Annotated in this window: 13 protein-coding genes; 2 read left to right on the forward strand and 11 right to left on the reverse strand. The window is 66.2% G+C overall.

What is annotated here, in order from left to right:
• Nucleotides 1-4: 4 nt before the first annotated feature.
• The 5 genes from QQL24_RS35135 to QQL24_RS35155 all read right to left on the reverse strand — a co-directional run bounded on the left by QQL24_RS35135 (nt 5) and on the right by QQL24_RS35155 (nt 6,328).
• A complete protein-coding gene (locus tag QQL24_RS35135; RefSeq protein WP_284316977.1) occupies nt 5-874 on the reverse strand; it encodes a TIGR01459 family HAD-type hydrolase in 870 nt (289 codons plus the stop codon).
• A gap of 338 nt (nt 875-1,212) precedes the next feature.
• Entirely contained in the window at nt 1,213-2,037 is an 825-nt protein-coding gene (locus QQL24_RS35140; RefSeq protein WP_284316978.1) for a patatin-like phospholipase family protein, read from the reverse strand.
• Nucleotides 2,038-2,040: 3 nt separating this feature from the next.
• Nucleotides 2,041-3,312 carry a phosphoribosylamine--glycine ligase gene (gene purD, locus QQL24_RS35145; protein WP_284316979.1) on the reverse strand — a complete coding sequence of 424 codons (1,272 nt, stop codon included), beginning with the start codon at nt 3,310-3,312 and terminating at the stop codon, nt 2,041-2,043.
• A gap of 210 nt (nt 3,313-3,522) precedes the next feature.
• Entirely contained in the window at nt 3,523-4,398 is an 876-nt protein-coding gene (locus tag QQL24_RS35150; protein ID WP_284316980.1) for a 4-(cytidine 5'-diphospho)-2-C-methyl-D-erythritol kinase, read from the reverse strand.
• A gap of 22 nt (nt 4,399-4,420) precedes the next feature.
• A complete protein-coding gene (locus QQL24_RS35155; RefSeq protein ID WP_284316981.1) occupies nt 4,421-6,328 on the reverse strand; it encodes a tetratricopeptide repeat protein in 1,908 nt (635 codons plus the stop codon).
• A gap of 304 nt (nt 6,329-6,632) precedes the next feature.
• Between QQL24_RS35155 and QQL24_RS35160 the strand changes: the two genes are divergently transcribed.
• Nucleotides 6,633-7,868 carry an MFS transporter gene (locus QQL24_RS35160; protein ID WP_284316982.1) on the forward strand — a complete coding sequence of 412 codons (1,236 nt, stop codon included), beginning with the start codon at nt 6,633-6,635 and terminating at the stop codon, nt 7,866-7,868.
• A gap of 151 nt (nt 7,869-8,019) precedes the next feature.
• Here QQL24_RS35160 and QQL24_RS35165 read toward each other — a convergent pair whose 3' ends face one another.
• The 5 genes from QQL24_RS35165 to QQL24_RS35185 all read right to left on the reverse strand — a co-directional run bounded on the left by QQL24_RS35165 (nt 8,020) and on the right by QQL24_RS35185 (nt 13,564).
• Entirely contained in the window at nt 8,020-8,895 is an 876-nt protein-coding gene (locus tag QQL24_RS35165) for an SDR family oxidoreductase (protein WP_284316983.1), read from the reverse strand.
• A 307-nt stretch (nt 8,896-9,202) separates the two neighbouring features.
• Nucleotides 9,203-10,042 carry an N-acyl homoserine lactonase family protein gene (locus QQL24_RS35170; RefSeq protein WP_284316984.1) on the reverse strand — a complete coding sequence of 280 codons (840 nt, stop codon included), beginning with the start codon at nt 10,040-10,042 and terminating at the stop codon, nt 9,203-9,205.
• Nucleotides 10,043-10,051: 9 nt separating this feature from the next.
• Nucleotides 10,052-11,047, reverse strand: a complete 996-nt coding sequence (locus tag QQL24_RS35175) for an ABC transporter permease (RefSeq protein WP_284316985.1) — start codon at nt 11,045-11,047, stop codon at nt 10,052-10,054.
• 1 nt (nt 11,048) lies between these two features.
• Nucleotides 11,049-12,608 (reverse strand): sugar ABC transporter ATP-binding protein, encoded by a 1,560-nt coding sequence (locus QQL24_RS35180; RefSeq protein ID WP_284316986.1) that lies wholly within the window; start codon nt 12,606-12,608, stop codon nt 11,049-11,051.
• A gap of 17 nt (nt 12,609-12,625) precedes the next feature.
• Complete coding sequence (locus tag QQL24_RS35185) at nt 12,626-13,564, reverse strand: sugar ABC transporter substrate-binding protein (protein ID WP_284316987.1); 939 nt, start codon at nt 13,562-13,564, stop codon at nt 12,626-12,628.
• Nucleotides 13,565-13,747: 183 nt separating this feature from the next.
• On the opposite strand from QQL24_RS35185, the gene QQL24_RS35190 reads away from it, so the two are divergent.
• Nucleotides 13,748-14,761, forward strand: a complete 1,014-nt coding sequence (locus QQL24_RS35190; RefSeq protein ID WP_284316988.1) for a LacI family DNA-binding transcriptional regulator — start codon at nt 13,748-13,750, stop codon at nt 14,759-14,761.
• 42 nt (nt 14,762-14,803) lie between these two features.
• On the opposite strand, the gene QQL24_RS35195 is transcribed toward QQL24_RS35190, so the two are convergent.
• Nucleotides 14,804-16,480 (reverse strand): electron transfer flavoprotein-ubiquinone oxidoreductase, encoded by a 1,677-nt coding sequence (locus QQL24_RS35195; protein ID WP_284316989.1) that lies wholly within the window; start codon nt 16,478-16,480, stop codon nt 14,804-14,806.
• Between the last annotated feature and the right edge of the window lie 168 nt (nt 16,481-16,648).

Raw genomic sequence — 16,648 nt, forward strand, 5'->3', positions numbered from 1 at the left:
GTGGTCACCAGATCAGGCGCGGCATCACGGCATCCGGCACGACGCCCTTGTCGGCAAGGAAGGCGGCCAGCGCCTCGGCGTCGATCTCGCCCTCGCCATGGCCGGCTTCCAGCGCGTGGATGCCGCCGGAGATGAACAGCGCGCCGCAGCCGATGGCAGCGGCGCCGGCAAGGTCGGTGCGCACGGAATCGCCGATAGCAAGGGTGCGGCCATGCGCCACCGGGCTGCCGCGTCTGGCGGCGGCGGTCTCGAAGGCGGCGTCGTAGATCGGCTGGAAGGGTTTGCCGCAAATCGCCGCCTCGCCGCCGATGGCGCGATAGGCCTCGGCGATGGCGCCGGCGCAATAGATGATAATGCCGCCGCGATCGACCACCAGGTCCGGATTGGCGCAGATCATCGGCACCTGGCGGGCGAGGAAGGCGCGCAGCATCGGCCCGTAATTGTCGGGCGTCTCGGTGGTGTCGTCGAACAGGCCGGTGCAGACGACCACGTCGGCCTCGTCGGCCTGGGCGAAGTGGATGTCGAGCCCTTGATAGAGAGGCAGGTCGCGCTCCGGGCCGAGATGGAAGACCTTCTTGTCGGCGACGGCGGCGATGTGGGAGCGGGTGACGTCGCCCGAGGTCACGATGGCGTCATAGGCCTCGCGCGGCAGGCCGAGGCGGTCTAGCTGCGGGGCCACGGCGCCGTTGGGGCGCGGCGCGTTGGAGACCAGCACCACCGTGCCGCCGCCCCTGCGAAACGCGCTCAGCGCCTCGGTGACGCCGGGGAACACGGCATGGCCGTTATGGATGACACCCCAGATATCGCAGAACAGGAGGTCATAGGCCGGGGCGATCTCGCGAAAGCCATGGATGAGACGGGGCGAGGCAGCCAAGGCGGGACCTTTCGGATGGGGACGGAGCGGCGTCCTTCACATAAGCCGGGAAGGCGCGGGTGGAAAGGGGCGGAACGTCTCATGAGGAGGCGGCGGGCCGCTTGCGGTAACCGAGCCGAGCGAGGCGCGGGCCCTCCCCACGAAGCTGGGGAGGTCGCGCACACATTTGTGTACGCAGAGCAGGGGTGGGGTGTGGTCAGAAAAGGGCGCGCCCTGAGCCCATTGCACAACCGCTGCGCCCTTTCGGCGAGGTGAGGCCCTGCCCGCCACACCCCCTCCGACCCGACTTCGTCGGGCCACCTCCCCCAGCTTTGTGGGGGAGGCTCTCCTGTCGCGCCTTACTCCAATAACTCCCCCAGCCTCCGCTTCAGCTCTTCCTTTGCCGGCTTGGCCAGCCTGAAGATCACGCTCGACCGCCCGAAGTCCAGTGCCCGGATGCTCCCGACATTCGGGCGGATCAAGATGTCCGGCCTGTATTGCGCCGCCTTCGCATCCACGATCGCGCCCTGCATGATCTGCAGCGCGCCGAACAACGCCTCCCAGGCGCCGGGCATGTCGGTCTCGCCGGGCACCACCGGCGCGCCGCTGACGTCGACGCCGACGATTATGTCGGCCTTGCCGGCCAAATGGTCGATCGGCAGCGGGTTGACGGTGGCGCCGTCGACCAGCACCTGCCCGTCGATGCGCACCGGGCGGATGGCGCCGGGGATCGCCATCGAGGCGGCGATGGCCGGGCGAAGCGGGCCCTTGGTGAAGACTTTTTCGCGCCTTGCGTAGTAATCGGTGGCGACCACCGTGAGCGGTATCGGGCATTGCGCGAAGGTCTGCGGCACGCCCTCGGGCAGGAAGGCGTCGCAGAAGGCCTCGCCGTCGATCAACACGGGATTGCCCAGCGGCGAAAACAGGTCGGCGAGCCTGCCGACACGCGCGGCGAACAGCTTGCTGCGCGTGCCGCGGCGGTCTGCCAGCGTGGCGAGGGTGTAGTCGTGCAGTTCGCGAGCCGAAAGGCCGCTGGCATAGGAGGCGGCATAGATCGCGCCCATCGAGGTGCCGGCCAGCGCCACCGGCTTGACGCCCAGTTCGTCGAAGACCTCCAGCATGGCGATATGGGCAAGGCCGCGCGCGCCGCCGCCACCCAGAGCCAATGCCACCGTCTTGGTCATCGCTCAGGCCTTTCTGATGGCGCGCCAGCCGATGTCGCGGCGGCAGAAGCCTTCCGGCCAGTCGACGAGATCGACCGCCTCATAGGCGCGGGCCTGCGCCTCCTTGACCGTCTTGCCGATGGCAGTGATGCCGAGCACGCGCCCGCCATTGGCGAGGATGCGGTCGCCCGAGCGCCGCGTGCCGGCGTGGAAGACCAGCACGTCGTCGAGCGAGGCCGCCTTGGCGAGGTCGCGGATCTCCGAGCCGCGCGGGTAGCTGCCGGGATAGCCCTTCGTCGCCATCACCACGCAGAGCGCCGTGTCGGGCTTCCAGCGCAGCGAGATGGTGGAGAGCAGGCCGTCTGCCGAGGCGAGCAGGGCGGGCAGGAGATCCGAGCGCAGGCGCGGCATGATCACCTGCGTCTCCGGATCGCCGAAGCGCACATTGTATTCGATCAGCTCCGGGCCGTCCTTGGTAATCATTAAGCCGGCAAACAACACCCCCTTGAAGGGCGTGCCGCGTGCGGCCATAGCGCGGACCGTGGGGCGGATGATGGTTTCCATCACGCGCGCCTCCATCTCCGGCGTCATGATCGGAGCCGGGGAATAGGCGCCCATGCCGCCGGTGTTCGGGCCCTTGTCGCCGTCGAAGGCGCGCTTGTGATCCTGCGCCGAGATCAGCGGAATGGCGGTGGCGCCGTCGCAGAGGGCAAAGAAGCTCGCCTCCTCGCCCTCGAGATAGGCCTCGATCACCACTTCATGACCGGCCTCGCCCACGCTGCCCGCAAAGATGGCGTCGATGGCGGCGAGGGCGTCGTCGAGGCTCATCGCCACCACCACGCCCTTGCCGGCGGCCAGGCCATCGGCCTTCACCACGATCGGCGCGCCCTGCTCGCGGACATAGGCCTTCGCGGCGTCCGCCTCGGTGAAGCGCTGATAGGCGCCGGTAGGGATGCCGAATTCACGGCAAAGGTCCTTGGTGTAGCCTTTGGAGCCTTCGAGGGCCGCGGCGGCCTTGCTCGGCCCGAAGGCCTTGATGCCGGCCTTGGCGAGATCGTCCACCAGGCCGGCAACCAGAGGGGCCTCGGGGCCGACGACCACGAAATCGATGTCGTTCTCCTGGGAGAAGGCGATCACGGCCTGGTGGTCGGTGATGTCGATGGCGGTACAGATGGCGCATTCTTCCATGCCGGGATTGCCGGGCGCGGCATAGAGCCTGTCGCATTCCGCGCTCGCCGCTATCGCCCAGGCCAGGGCATGCTCGCGCCCGCCCGATCCGATCAGAAGAATGTTCATCGTTACCGCCTGCAGAGATTAGCCGGGCCGGACCTTTGCCCGATTGGGGGAGAGGATGCAATGCCGGGAGCGCGGACGTCTCGTCCGCTCCTGGAAACGGCACGTTCGTCGGAAGAGGCGCGATCGGTGTGCCGACCTCCAGGTCGGCACTCTTGCCGTAAGCGAGGCGGTTCCATGCCGATCTGGAGATCGGCACACCAAATGTGCCCCCTACCCAATCGAGGTCTCCACGATCCACCAGCCTGGCTTGAACGGCCTCAGCGCCTCGGCGGCGATTTTGGCGGCCTCGCGCGTGTCGAACAGGCCGAACACCGTGGCGCCTGAGCCGGACATGCGGGCGAGGCGGCAGCCGGGCTGCTGGCCGACCGCTTCGATCGCTTCCCCTATCACCGGGCGCAGGGCGATGGCCGGCGGCTGCAGGTCGTTGCGGCCGGAGGCGATGAAGTCGACCAGGCTGGCGGGCTTGCCGGCAAGGCCGATGCAGCGCGGCAGCATCTCGTCATAGGGGGCGACATGACCGGGCTCGAAGGCGAGGGCGCGGAAGACCTCGGCGGTGGGCGTGGCGACGCCCGGATTGACCAGCAGCGCCGGCAAAGGCGGCAGAGCCACCGGTTCGGACAGTATCTCGCCGGCGCCGCGCATCCAGCGGCTCCTGGCTTCCAGGCAGACGGGAACGTCGGAGCCGGTGGCCCGGGCGGCCTCCACCACGGCATCATGCGTCAGAGCGAGCTTGTTGGCGCGGGCGAGCAGGCGCAGCGCCGCAGCCGCGTCCGAAGAGCCGCCGCCGAGCCCGGCCGCCGCCGGCAGCGCCTTCATGAGGTGGAAATGGCCGAGAACCAAGCCGGGAAAACGGCTCGCCAGCGCGTTCGCCGCCTTGAGGACGAGATTGTCGGCCAGCGCGCCGGCCCCCTCCGCCCGCGGGCCGCTCACCTCCAGCGACAGGTCCGGCCCCACTTCCAGGCTGAGGCTGTCGGCGACATCGGCGAAGGCGACCAGGCTGTCCAGAACATGGTAGCCGTCGGCGCGACGCCCAAGCACGGCCAGGGTCAGGTTGACCTTGGCGCGCGCATGCTCATTGAGGCGCATGAATCAATGTCCGAAGATGGCCCTAGCCACCGCTGCCGGGAGCAGCGGGCTTGGGCGTATCGGCCGGCTTCGGCGCGTCGGCGGGCTTGGGTGGATCCACCGGCTTGGGGGCATCCGCCGGCTTGGGAGCATTGACGGGGGTCGGCGTCTCCACGGCGGGCTTGGGCTGCTCGGTGGGCTTGGGCGCCACATCGGCAGCCTTGCTGGCATCGGCCGAGGCCGTGTCCTTCATGCCCTGCTTCATCTTGAGCTCGAGTTCGGCCTTCTCGTCCGCCTCGGGCTTGGAATCGAGGGCATGGCGCCACTGGAAGGTCGCTTCCAGCTTGCGGCCGGCCTTCCAATAGGCATCGCCGAGATGGTCGTTGATGGTGGGATCGCTGGGCTTGAGCGAAACCGCCCGTTCCAGCTGCTCCACCGCCTCGTCATACTGGCCGATCTTGTAATTGGCCCAGCCGAGGCTGTCGACGATGTAGCCGTCATCGGGACGCTGATCGACGGCTTTCTTGATCATGTCCATGCCCTCCTGGAGGTGGGCACCCTGGTCGATCCAGGAATAGCCGAGATAGTTCAGCACCGAAGGCTGGTCCGGGAAGAGCTCCAGCGCCTTCTTGAAGTCGGCTTCGGCCTTGGGCCACTGCTTGGTGCGCTCGTAGGCGATGCCGCGATAATAGAAGGTCGACCAGTCGTTGCGGCCAGGCGTGCCGATCACATCGATGGCCTGCGAGAACGCCGCTGCCGCTTCGTCCCAGCGCTTGCGCGTCTGGTAGATGCCGCCGAGCGAGATGATGGCGTCGAGGTCCTTGGGATTGGCGGCGATGATCTTCTTCAGATGCGCCACGCCTTCATCCGTCTTGTCGAGTTCGTCCAGCGTCGAGGCCAGCTCGATCTCGGCATTGCGCTTGAGCGGGGAGGACGGCGGCACCGCCTGGAACAGCTGCTGGGCGATCTCGGCCTGCTTGAGGTCGCTGTAGAGTTCGGCGAGGCCGATCAGCGCGTTGGGGTTGTTGCCGTCGAGATAGAGCGCCAGGCGATAGAACACCACGGCATAGTCGGCCCCGCCCTGCTTGGCGATGCCGGCGGCGACCGAGATCAGGATATCGGCGGAGCCCTGTTGGGCCGAGTTCACCGCCGGGCCGATGCGCTTGCCGGCCTGAATGTCGGAGATCAGGCTGGCGACGATGGGCTGGCGCGGCACCTTGGCGGCATAGTCGTTGAGGACGGCGAGCGCCTCATCCTTCTTGCCGCCGCGCACCAGCGCGCGCGCATAGGCGTCCATCACCGACACGGCATTGGAATCGCGCTCATGCGCGTCCTTGAGGCGGGCGATGGCCTCCTCATGCTGGCCGGCGAGGTCGAGCATCATGCCGGCCGAGAAATTCTTGAAGGTGGAGAAACCGTCATTGGACGAGATGTCGTCCGTGGCGGAGACGCCCTTCTTGGTCTGGCCGGCACCGGCATAGGTCCAGGTCGAGATCAGGGGCGTGGCGAGCTGCAGGATCGGCTTGTCGAGGGTGAAGGCAAGCTCGGTGCGGGCCGCGTTGTAGTTGTGCGCCTTCAGGGCGCGTATGCCGAGCACCAGATGGGCGATCGCGTTCTTCTTGTCGATGGCGATCACCCGGTTGGCGAACATCACCGCCTTGTCCATCTCGCCGGAGGTCAAGAGCGCGATGAAGGTGCGGTTGGTCAGTTCCTGCCGCGCCTGGTCGTCCTTGAACAGGCCGCTCCGCAGAGCCTGGGCGTAGAAGGCGGCGGCATTGTCGTCATCGCGCAGATTGGCGGCAAGGCGCCCCGCCAGCAGGCTGCCGGAGGCCGTGGTCGGCCGGAACGGGGCCTCGGCGGATTTGGCCGCGAAGGCCGGCGCAACGGCGGCGGTCGAGACCAGGAACGCCACGAGGGCAGCGGAAAGAGGCGCGCGAGAAGACAAGGCCACTGTTGGGAAAACTCCGAATCATCCGTTCGCCTCCACGAGGCGACGCAGTCGCAAATCATTCGCTCTTACCATGGCCGCTTTGAGGCGGGGGAACAACCCGTCCCGTATGGGCGGGAATCGATTTTATCGTTTCCCGATGTCGCAGTTTCGTGATCGGGAGCGGAATCGGGTCAGATGAGGGGCACGTCGTCATTCCGGCCGTGTCCTCACAAGCAAGGCTTGTGAGAATACAGTCACCCGGAATGACGCCACCGCGGCGGCACGCCCGCTTGACACGACGCGGCGATCGTCCGACCCCTTCGGCATGTCTGTCGCCTCCGCTTCCACCGAACCCGTTCCCCATGTCGTCAGAGGTTCGGCCGCCTATCGCAGGATCAGCTTCGGCCTCTTCCTGGCGGGCTTCGCCACCTTCTCGCTGATCTATTGCGTGCAGCCTTTGCTGCCGCTGCTGGCCGCGAATTTCGAGATCGGCGCAGCGCAAAGTTCGCTCGCGCTGTCGCTGACGACCGGCCTGCTGGCGCTCGCCATCTTTGCCGCAGCGGCGGTGTCCGAAAGCCTCGGCCGGCGCGAATTGATGTTTGCCTCGATCGGTCTTGCCAGCCTCCTCAACATTGCCGCCGCCATCACGCCGGCCTGGCATGCCATCCTCGTCATCCGGGCGCTGGAAGGCCTGGCGCTCGGCGGGGTGCCGGCGGTTGCCATCGCCTATCTCGCCGAGGAGATCGAGCCGCGCGGTCTCGGCTTCGCCATGGGGCTCTATATCGCCGGCACGGCCTTTGGCGGCATGGCCGGCCGGGTGATGACGGGCTTCCTCGCGGAATTCTTCTCCTGGCGCTTCGCGCTCGGCGGCATCGGCGCGATGGGGCTGGTGCTGGCGCTCGGCTTCATCGCGCTTCTGCCGCCGTCGCGCCATTTCACGCCGAAGAAGGGCTTCGACCTCGCCTACCACGCCAGAGCCTGGGCCTCCCATTTCAGGGACGGCGGGACACGGGCCTTCGCCAAACCGATGCTCTTCGCCATCGCCTTCTGCGCCATGGGCAGCTTCGTGACCATCTACAACTATGCCGGCTTCCGACTGATGGCGCCGCCCTTCGATCTCGGCCCGACCCAGACTGGGCTGATCTTCACCGTCTATCTCTTCGGCATCGCCTCGTCCTCGCTCGGCGGGGCGGCAGCGGACCGTTTCGGCCGGGCGCCGATGCTGATCGTCAGCCTGGTGCTGATGGCCGCCGGCGTAGGTCTGACGCTCACGCCGCACCTTCTGGGCATGATTGCCGGCATCGCCGTGCTCACCGGCGGCTTCTTCGCCGCCCATGCGGTGGCGAGCGGCTGGGTCGGCCGGCTCGGCGGCGCAAGCAAGGGGCACGCCGCCTCACTCTATATGCTCGCCTATTACCTCGGCTCGAGCGTCGCCGGTTCCACCGGCGGCTGGTTCTGGAGCGAAGGCGCCTGGCCGGCCGTGGCCGGCTTCACGCTGGTGCTGATCACGCTGGCGATCGGCTGCGCGGCGAGGCTGGGGATGACGAGGGCGAGCGGGTAGGACGCCCTGGGATCGCAGGCATCCTTGCCTGGTCTTCCCCTCTCGTAAAGCGCATCGTTTCCAAGAGCAGGCGAGATGCCTGTCTCTTCTTCTCCTGTAAGTCCAACGCTTCCAAGAGCAGGCAAAGATGCCCTGCGATCCCAGGAATACCTCACCCCTTCACCGCAGCCGCAATGGTCTGCGCATAAGGCGTCGTCGGCCGGCCGGTCAGCTTGCTCAGTTGCCCGCTGTCATCGAACAGCGCGCCCTTGGCGGCGCCGGCATCGGAATCCGCCAGCAGGCCGGCAAAGCCTTCCGGCAGGCCGGCGCCGACAAGCGCCGCCTTGAATTCCGGCTCGCTGAGATTCTTGTAGACCACCGGCTTGCCGGACACCTTGGCGATCTCGGCGGCGAATTCGGCGAGCGTGAAGCCGTTGTCCCCGGCCAGCTCGTAGATGCGTCCGCCTTGGTCCTCGTCCGAGGTCAGCACGGCGGCAGCGGCGCGGGCATAGTCGGCGCGGGCGGCGGTCGAAATGCGGCCATCGCCAGCGGCGCCGAGGAAGGCGCCATGGGCGAGGGCAGGGGCAATGGAGGCGGCGTAGTTCTCGGTGTACCAGCCATTGCGCAGCAGCGCGAAGGGCACGCCCGATTCCCGCAAGGCGGCCTCGGTCTGCTTGTGCTCATCGCCGAGGCCGAGCGGCGTGGTGTCGGCATGCAGGATGCTGGTATAGGCGATCAGCTTGACGCCGGCCTGCTTCGCCGCCGCGATGGCATTGCTATGCTGGCTGAGACGGTGGCCGACGGCGTTGGAGGAGATCAGCAGCAGTCTGTCGATACCGATGAAGGCGACGGCGAGGCCGGCCGGATCGGCATAGTCGACCTTGCGCACCTCGACGCCCTTGGCCGCGAAAGCCTTGGCGGCATCGCCGTCGGGATTGCGCACGCCGGCGACGATCTGCGAGGCAGGCAGGCTTTCGAGCAGACCATCGACGACGAGGCGGCCGAGCTGGCCGCTGGCTGCGGCGACGAGAATACGAGGGTGGGTCATGCAAAGCTCCCTTTGGGGGTCTGATTTCGGGAGTTGGTATATATTTGAAACCTGACGGCAGCGTAAGAAGGCAGGTTGAGGGAAGGTGGTTACTTCAATGTGCCTAGGACATTATCGGGAACGGCGCCGTTAATCTGAGGCGGCCCGATTTATGCAGGTGGGCGAGATGGGGCTGCTCAGAATGAGGCGTGACGGTTGCGACCCCTCTCCCCGTAGACGGGGCGAGGGACTTTGATGACGCGCCTCATCCTCTCTTGCCTCATCTCGCCCAATCGGCGAGTTTGCTCCCACTCGCACGCAGGCCCTTTTACGACGCCTTGAGGATGCGGAAGCCCTCGATCTCCTTGACGATCGGCAGGTGTTTCCAGCGCTCGCCGTCGTGCAGGACGATCAGGCGGCTGAGATCACCCTCGATCTCCTTGTTGATGCGGTCCATGGTCTTGAGCTGGTCCCAGACGCTGCCGATGCCGTTGCCGAGGGGCACGTAGACGCCGTTGTGATTGTGGCCGCAGAGATTGCGCCTGGAGTAGACGCAATCGCCCGAGACCAGGCGCTTGCCCTTTTCCGTGTCGATGACGATGAACTGCTGCCCGAGCGTGTGGCCCTCGCCGAGCCGGACATGGATGCCGGGGATGAGGTTGTCGACGTCGCCGTCGACCAGGTTGAGCCGATGCTCGACGGAAGCATCGAAGGCGCTGCGCAGGTCGTCGGGATTGATGATGTCGGTCAGGAAGCCGAATTGCGGCGGCAGGGCCATTGCCTCGATCCAGCTCAGGATCTCGCGCTTCTGGATGTGGAGCCGCGCCTTCGGGAACTTGCCGATCGAGCCCATATGGTCGAAATGCGCGTGGCTGAGCACGATGTCGGTGACGTCGTCGGGCGTCACGCCCATCTCCTCCAGCATGCGCAAGGGTGAGATCCAGTAGGGCACGCCGAACTTGATGCTCATCTGCTCGCCGCTGCCTTCGCGCATGAAGCCGCTGTCGACAAGCACGGCCCTGTCGCCATTCTTCGCCAGGACGAAGGAGAAGGGCACGTCGATCACGCCTTCGGCGAAGGTGCCGAACACGAGGCTCGCCAACGGCTGGTCCTTCGAGCGGGCATATTCGATGATGTGGACGTCCCAAAGTGCCTTGGCGTTGGACATGTCGGATCCCTAGTTTTCGGCGATGAAGCGCCCCAGGCTCGAGAGCCCGACGGCGATGATGAGGATGGCGCCCTGCAGCACATATTGCGAATAGGTGGGGGCGCCGAAGATGTTGAGGCCGTTGAAGCCGAAGGCGATGATCAGCGCTCCGACCAGCGTGCCGAGAACGTGGAACTCGCCGTCGCGCAGGGTCGCCGAGCCCAGGAAGACGGCGGCAAAGGCGGTCATCAGATAGCTGTCCGCCGCGCTCGTCGTGCCGCTGCCGAGGCGCGAGGCGAGCAGGATGCCCGTCAGCGCCGAGCAGACACCCGAGACGATGAAGCCGAGGATCTTGATGCGATCGACATTGATGCCGGCCAGGCGCGCCGCTGCCGGATTGCCGCCGACAGCCTGGATCTCCTGGCCGAGCGAGGTGCGTTCCACCAGCAGCCAGAGGCCGCCCAGCACCACCGCCATGATGATGATATTGTTGGGAATGCCGAACAACCAACGGCCCAGCGAGATCTGCAGAAAGGCCTCGGGTACGCCGGCGACGATCGGCACGCCGGCCGAATAGGCGAAGGCGAGGCCGGTGAGGATGGTGCCGACGCCCAGCGTGGCGATCACTGAATTCACCCTGATCTTGGTGACGATCAGGCCGTTGATCCAGCCGATCAGCGCTCCGATGGCGAGGACGATGATAACAGCCACCGGGATCGGGAGCTTGTTGCTGACGATGAGGCCGGTGACCAGGATACCGTGAAGGCTGGCCGCAAAGCCGATGGAGAGGTCGAGTTCGCCGACGATGACGGCGAGCGTCAGGCCGGCGGCGATGATCATCGTCAGCGAGGCCTGGTTCAAGACATTGGTGAAGTTATTGACGGTCGGAAAGGCCCGCGGCGACAGCACCGAGAAGGCCAGGATCATGGCCAGCAGCCCGATGATGGTGGCGTAGCGGGAGAACAGTCCGAGATATTCCTTGCCGCGCGTGCCTGAACCACGGCCGGCCGTGCTGACCTGAGACATGTCAAGACCTCCCTGCCGCCGGCGCTTCGGCATAGCTCGCCTCGATGATGGTGTTGCGCGACAGGGCCTCACCCCTCAGTTCGCGCACGATCCGGCCCTCGGCCATGACCAGCACACGATCGCACAGATCCGGCAACTCGTCCGGCTCCGACGAGATCACCAGCACCGCCATGCCCCTGGCGGCGAGGTCGCGGATCAGCCGGTGGATCTCTCCGCGCGCGCCGATATCGACCCCCCGCGTCGGCTCGTCGAGGATCAGGACCTGGGGCCGGCTGAACAGCCAGCACCCAATCACCACCTTCTGCTGGTTGCCGCCGCTGAGGCGCCCGACGGGGGTGTCGATGCTGGCCGTCTTGATGGCGAGGTCACGCACCGTCTGCAGCGACAGGGCGTTGCGGCGGCGGCCGTCGATCAGGGGAAAGGCGGGGCTGCGGATGATGCGCGCCAGATTGGAGATCTGCAGATTGAATGCGACGCTCTTGGTCAGCACCAGGCCTTCCGCCCGGCGCTCCTCCGGCACCAGGCCGAGGCCTGCCTTCACCGCGTGATGCGGACTTGCGGGGGCATAGGCCCGGCCGTCGAGCGTCATGGAGCCGGACAGCAGCCTGTCCGCGCCGAAGATCAGCCGCGCCAGCTCGCTGCGCCCAGCCCCGACCAGGCCGCCGATGCCGAGCACTTCGCCGCAGTGAAGCTCGAAGCTGACGCCCTTCACCCTGGGCAGGCGTGTCAGGCCATCCACCTTGAGCATGACGTCGTTGCGCGCGGCTGCCTCTCCCGTCTTGGCGAGGTGTTCGACATGGCCGCCGACGATGGCTTCGACCAAGGCGGCGCGAGTGAGGTCGGGCTTCTCGATGCGAGCCACCGAGCGCCCGTCCCGAAAAACGCTCACGCTGGCGCACAGGCGCAGCACCTCATCGAGGCGATGGGAGACATAGAGCACCGCGACGCCCGTTTTCGACAGATCCTCGATGATGGCAAACAGCTTCTCGGCCTCGCTGGCCGAGAGGGAGGCCGTTGGCTCGTCCATCACGATGAGGCGCGCCTTCTGGATCAGGGCCCGGCAGATATTGATCAGCCAGTTCTCGGCGGTGGACAGGCCCTTGACGCTGGCGAAGAGCGGCGCGGTGATGCCGACGCGCTTGGCGATCGGCTCGACATCGCGGGCGATGGCGCGCCAGTCGATCATGCCGAGCCGTGTCTTCTTCGGGAGGCCAAGCATGATGTTCTGCAGCACGGTCATGCCGGGGATGAAGGCGAGTTCCTGATGGATGAAGTTCATGCCGAGCTGCGTGGCGCGGTGGGGCGTGGCGATGGTGATCGGCTGGCCCTCGATGAGGATCTGGCCGTGGTTCGGCTGCACCAGTCCGGCGATGATCTTGATCAGGGTCGACTTGCCCGCGCCATTGGCGCCGACGAGGCCGTGGACCTCGCCGGCCTTGAGGACGATGGACGCGTCCCTGAGAGCGTGGACACCGCCATAGGACTTGGCGACGTTCCGGGCGGCCAGAAGGGGGGGCGGCGAAGACGCCTCCCCTGCCGGCAGGATGGTATCGACGGACATCGAGAGCGGCCTGTCGCCTATTTGCCGGTGGCGTCCGGATGGTCCTTGATGAACTGGGCGACCGTGTCCTGGGTGACGAGCACGGCAGGCACTTCCGCGGCCTTCGGAGTCCAGCCGGCACCGGCTGCCTTGATGTCCTTGAGGAGCTTCACCATCTGGTAGCCTTCCGTATAGCTGTCCTCCCAGGCGGTCGCGCTCATGTGGCCGTTCTGGATGTTCTCGATGGCCTGGGCATTGCCGTTGACGCCATAGACCTTGACGTCGTCGCGGCCCTGCTGGCGCAGCGCGCCGATGGCGCCGATCGCCGGATCGTCCCAGCAGCCCCAGATGGCGAGCTTGTCGCCCGAGGGATGGGAGGCGAGCCAGGCATTGGCATATTGGGCGCCGTCCTCGAAATAGCCGGGGATGCGCACCTCGTTCTTGGTGATGGCGACACCCGGGCTGTTGGCCATGATCTGGTCCATCAGCACCTCGCGGTTCCGGCAGACTTCACCCGTGTGGTAGGTGAGCGCCAGCAGGTCGCCCTTGCCGGCGAGGTCCTTGGCCATGAGGTCGAGCACCGGCTTGGCGATCTCGGCGCCGGAACCGTTGGTGGCCGCAACCGTGCCGCCGAGGCCGCCGCCCCAGGTCACCACCGGAATGTTGGAACTCTTGGCGGCGGCGAGGCCGGCGCCGATGGAGGAATAGGGGAAGACCATGTCGATGATGGCGCCGGCGCCGCGCTCGGCAAAGTTCTGGATCCCCGAATTGGCCTGGTCGGCGCTGCCGGCGGCATCGATCACCGAAACCGTCCAGCCATCTTCCTTCGCCGCGGCGGTGGCGCCCAAGATATAGCGGGCATTGTTGGCTTCGGTCGCCGAGATCGAGACGATGCCGAGCAGCTTGTCGTCAGCCCTGGCCTGGCCGGCGGCCAGCGCGAGGCCCGCCACCAGGAGGCCCATGGTCCACTTAGTCATCCCTTCACTCCCTTGCCGATTGCGTCTGTTGCGCATTTATCCAGCGAAAGATATCTAACCGTTTCGCTAGATTTGACGATGAGGGCTTCATAGGCAAGAAAAATCTGCTGATAGTGGCGTAATTATTCTGGACACGCGGCAGTGTGTCGCTCATTTTCAGCGAAACGATTAGTTGGGTGTTCGGTGGCAACCATCAAAGACGTCGCGCTGGCGGCTGGCGTATCGACCGCGACCGTGTCGGCCGTCATCAATGACAGTACCTATGTCAGCCCGGAGTTGCGGGCGCGGGTGCAATCGGCCATCGCCAAGCTCAACTATACGCCCATGCTGGCCGCCCGGAACCTCAAGCGCGGGCGCAGCCAGTTGATCGGGCTTGTCGTCGCCGATCTCGCCAACCCCTTCTTTTCCCGCATCGTCTGCGCCGCCGAGGCCGAGGTCGCGGCCTGGGGCTATTCGCTGGTGGTGTTCAACTCCGACGAGAAGCCTGACAATGAAAGGCGCATCCTGGCGCGTATCCGCACCTTGTCCTGCGACGGTGTCGTCCTGGTCCCGGTGGGGGAGACGCTGCCCTATGAGCGCGATTTCGAGGGCAACCCGATGCCGATGGTGCTGTTCGGGCGCGTCATCGACGGTTCCCAGTTCGACACCGTGTCGATCGACAATGTCTCGGCCTCACGGCAGGTCACCAATTACCTGCTCGACCTCGGCCACAAGCGCATCGGCACGATCACCGGGCTGATGCATCTGTCCACCGGGCGCGGCCGCCTCGAGGGCATGCTGAAGGCGATGGAGGAGCGCGGCCTCGCTCCGCAGCCCGGTCACATCCGGGCAGGGGCCTTCCGCGAGGACGTCGCCTATTCCGCCGCCCGCGAGATCCTGGAGCGGCCCGACCGTCCCAGCGCGCTCTATGTCGCCAATGGCGTGATGGCACTCGGCGTCATGCGGGCCGTGGCCGATCTCGGCCTCAAATGCCCAGAGGACATCTCGATCGCTTCGACCGACACCATTCCCGGCATCGGCGGGCTGCGCCCGCGCCTGACGCGCACAGAGCACCCGATCACCGACATGACCAACCAGGCTCTGCGCCTGCTCATCGACCGCATCAGCCGGGGCAATGACAGCGAACCGCGCAATGTGGTGTTCCAGCCGGCCATGGTGCTGGGGGAGAGTTGCGCGCCGGTCGTGGTCCGGGAGTGAGGGGCAGGCCCTGCGATCCCAGGGAAGACTCCGCGCTCCCAGCTACATATTCGGATAGTTCGGCCCGCCGCCGCCCTCCGGCGTTACCCAGTTGATGTTCTGGGCGGGATCCTTGATGTCGCAGGTCTTGCAGTGCACGCAGTTCTGCGCGTTGATCACGAAGCGCGGATCCTTCTTGGCCGCCTCATCCCCGTAAACCACCTCATAGACACCGGCCGGGCAGTAGAGCCGCGCTGGCTCGCCAAAGATGGGCAGGTTCTTTTCGATCGGGACCTTCGGATCCTCAAGCATGAGGTGGATGGGCTGGTCTTCCTCGTGATTGGTCGAGGACAGGAACACCGAAGAGAGCTTGTCGAAGGAGAGCTTGCCGTCGGGTTTGGGGTAGGCGATCGGCTTCGACTCGGCGATCGGCTTCAGCGTGGCATAGTCCGGCTTGCCGTGCTTCAGGGTGCCGAACAGCGAAAAGCCGAGCTTCTCGTTGCAATGCATGTCGATGCCGCCGAGGATCACGCCGGCGAAGGTGCCGAGCTTGGACCAGAGCGGTTTGACGTTGCGCACCTTGTAGAGGTCCTGGCCGATCTCGCTGCCGCGCCAGGCCTGCTCATAGGAGAGCGGTTCGTCATGAGCCCGCCCCTCGGCCAGCGCCTGGGAGAGGTGCTCGGCCGCCAGCATGCCCGAGAGCACGGCATTATGGCTGCCCTTGATGCGCGGCACGTTGACGAAGCCGGCCGAGCAGCCGATCAGCGCGCCGCCCGGGAAGGAGAGCTTGGGCACCGACTGGTAGCCGCCCTCGGTGATGGCGCGCGCGCCGTAGGCGATGCGCTTGCCGCCTTCGAAGGTCGGCGCGATCAGCGGATGGTGCTTGAAGCGCTGGAACTCGTCGAAGGGCGAGAGATATGGATTGGTGTAGTTGAGGTGGATGACGAAGCCGACCACCACCTGGTTGTTTTCGAGGTGGTAGAGGAAGGAGCCGCCGCCGGTCTTCGAATCGAGCGGCCAGCCGAAGGAGTGCTGGACGCGGCCGGGCACGTGTTTCTTGGGGTCGACCTGCCAGAGCTCCTTGATGCCGATGCCGAATTTCTGCGGCTCGCTGTTGTCGTCGAGCTTGAAGCGGGCGATCAGTGTCTTGGTGAGGCTCCCGCGCGCGCCCTCGGCGAACAGGGTGTATTTGCCATGCAGCTCCATGCCGCGGGTGAAGCCGGATTTCGGCTTGCCGTCGCGCCCGATGCCCATGTCGCCGGTGGCGATGCCCGTTACCGCGCCCTTGTCGTCATAGAGCACTTCGGCGGCGGCAAAGCCCGGATAGATCTCGACGCCCAGCGCCTCGGCCTGAACAGCCAGCCAGCGGCAGACATTGCCGAGCGAGCCGACGAAATTGCCGTGGTTCGACATCAGCTTGGGCATGCCGAAATTGGGCAGCGGCACGGCGCCGGAGGGGCCGAGATAATAGAACTGGTCCTCCGTGACCTCGGTCACCAACGGGCGGTCGGGGGCTTGCCGCCATTCGGGCAGGAGCTTGTCGAGGCCGACGGGGTCGATCACCGCGCCGGAGAGGATATGGGCGCCGACTTCCGAGCCCTTCTCCACCACCACGACGCTGGTTTCGGGGTTGAGCTGCTTGAGGCGGATGGCGGCCGAGAGGCCAGCAGGCCCGGCGCCGACCACGACGACATCATATTCCATCGCCTCGCGGGGGCCGAGATCGGCGCTGTCGGTCATTCCTCAAGTCTCCAGGCATCGGGGCAGTTGATCACGCGTGCTTTTTTCACGTTTTTGGAAGAGGTGCAAACCGCGTTGCGACGGAATCTTCGCTGGGAGCGCGGACGTCCCGTCCGCTCACTGGTGCACCTTAAGTGTTGAGTGCCTCGGGGCGGTAGCTGTGGTGCA

Source organism: Labrys miyagiensis, assembly GCF_030160835.1.
In the GTDB taxonomy this organism is placed as follows: Bacteria; Pseudomonadota; Alphaproteobacteria; order Rhizobiales; family Labraceae; genus Labrys; species Labrys miyagiensis.

Coding starts and splice junctions, on each gene's coding strand:
- QQL24_RS35185 (WP_284316987.1), bottom strand. CDS start 13,564: ATGACTAAGTGGACCATGGGCCTCCTGGTGGCGGGCCTCGCGCTGGCC.
- purD (WP_284316979.1), bottom strand. CDS start 3,312: ATGAACATTCTTCTGATCGGATCGGGCGGGCGCGAGCATGCCCTGGCC.
- QQL24_RS35195 (WP_284316989.1), bottom strand. CDS start 16,480: ATGACCGACAGCGCCGATCTCGGCCCCCGCGAGGCGATGGAATATGAT.
- QQL24_RS35170 (WP_284316984.1), bottom strand. CDS start 10,042: ATGTCCAACGCCAAGGCACTTTGGGACGTCCACATCATCGAATATGCC.
- QQL24_RS35160 (WP_284316982.1), top strand. CDS start 6,633: ATGTCTGTCGCCTCCGCTTCCACCGAACCCGTTCCCCATGTCGTCAGA.
- QQL24_RS35140 (WP_284316978.1), bottom strand. CDS start 2,037: ATGACCAAGACGGTGGCATTGGCTCTGGGTGGCGGCGGCGCGCGCGGC.
- QQL24_RS35165 (WP_284316983.1), bottom strand. CDS start 8,895: ATGACCCACCCTCGTATTCTCGTCGCCGCAGCCAGCGGCCAGCTCGGC.
- QQL24_RS35180 (WP_284316986.1), bottom strand. CDS start 12,608: ATGTCCGTCGATACCATCCTGCCGGCAGGGGAGGCGTCTTCGCCGCCC.
- QQL24_RS35175 (WP_284316985.1), bottom strand. CDS start 11,047: ATGTCTCAGGTCAGCACGGCCGGCCGTGGTTCAGGCACGCGCGGCAAG.
- QQL24_RS35150 (WP_284316980.1), bottom strand. CDS start 4,398: ATGCGCCTCAATGAGCATGCGCGCGCCAAGGTCAACCTGACCCTGGCC.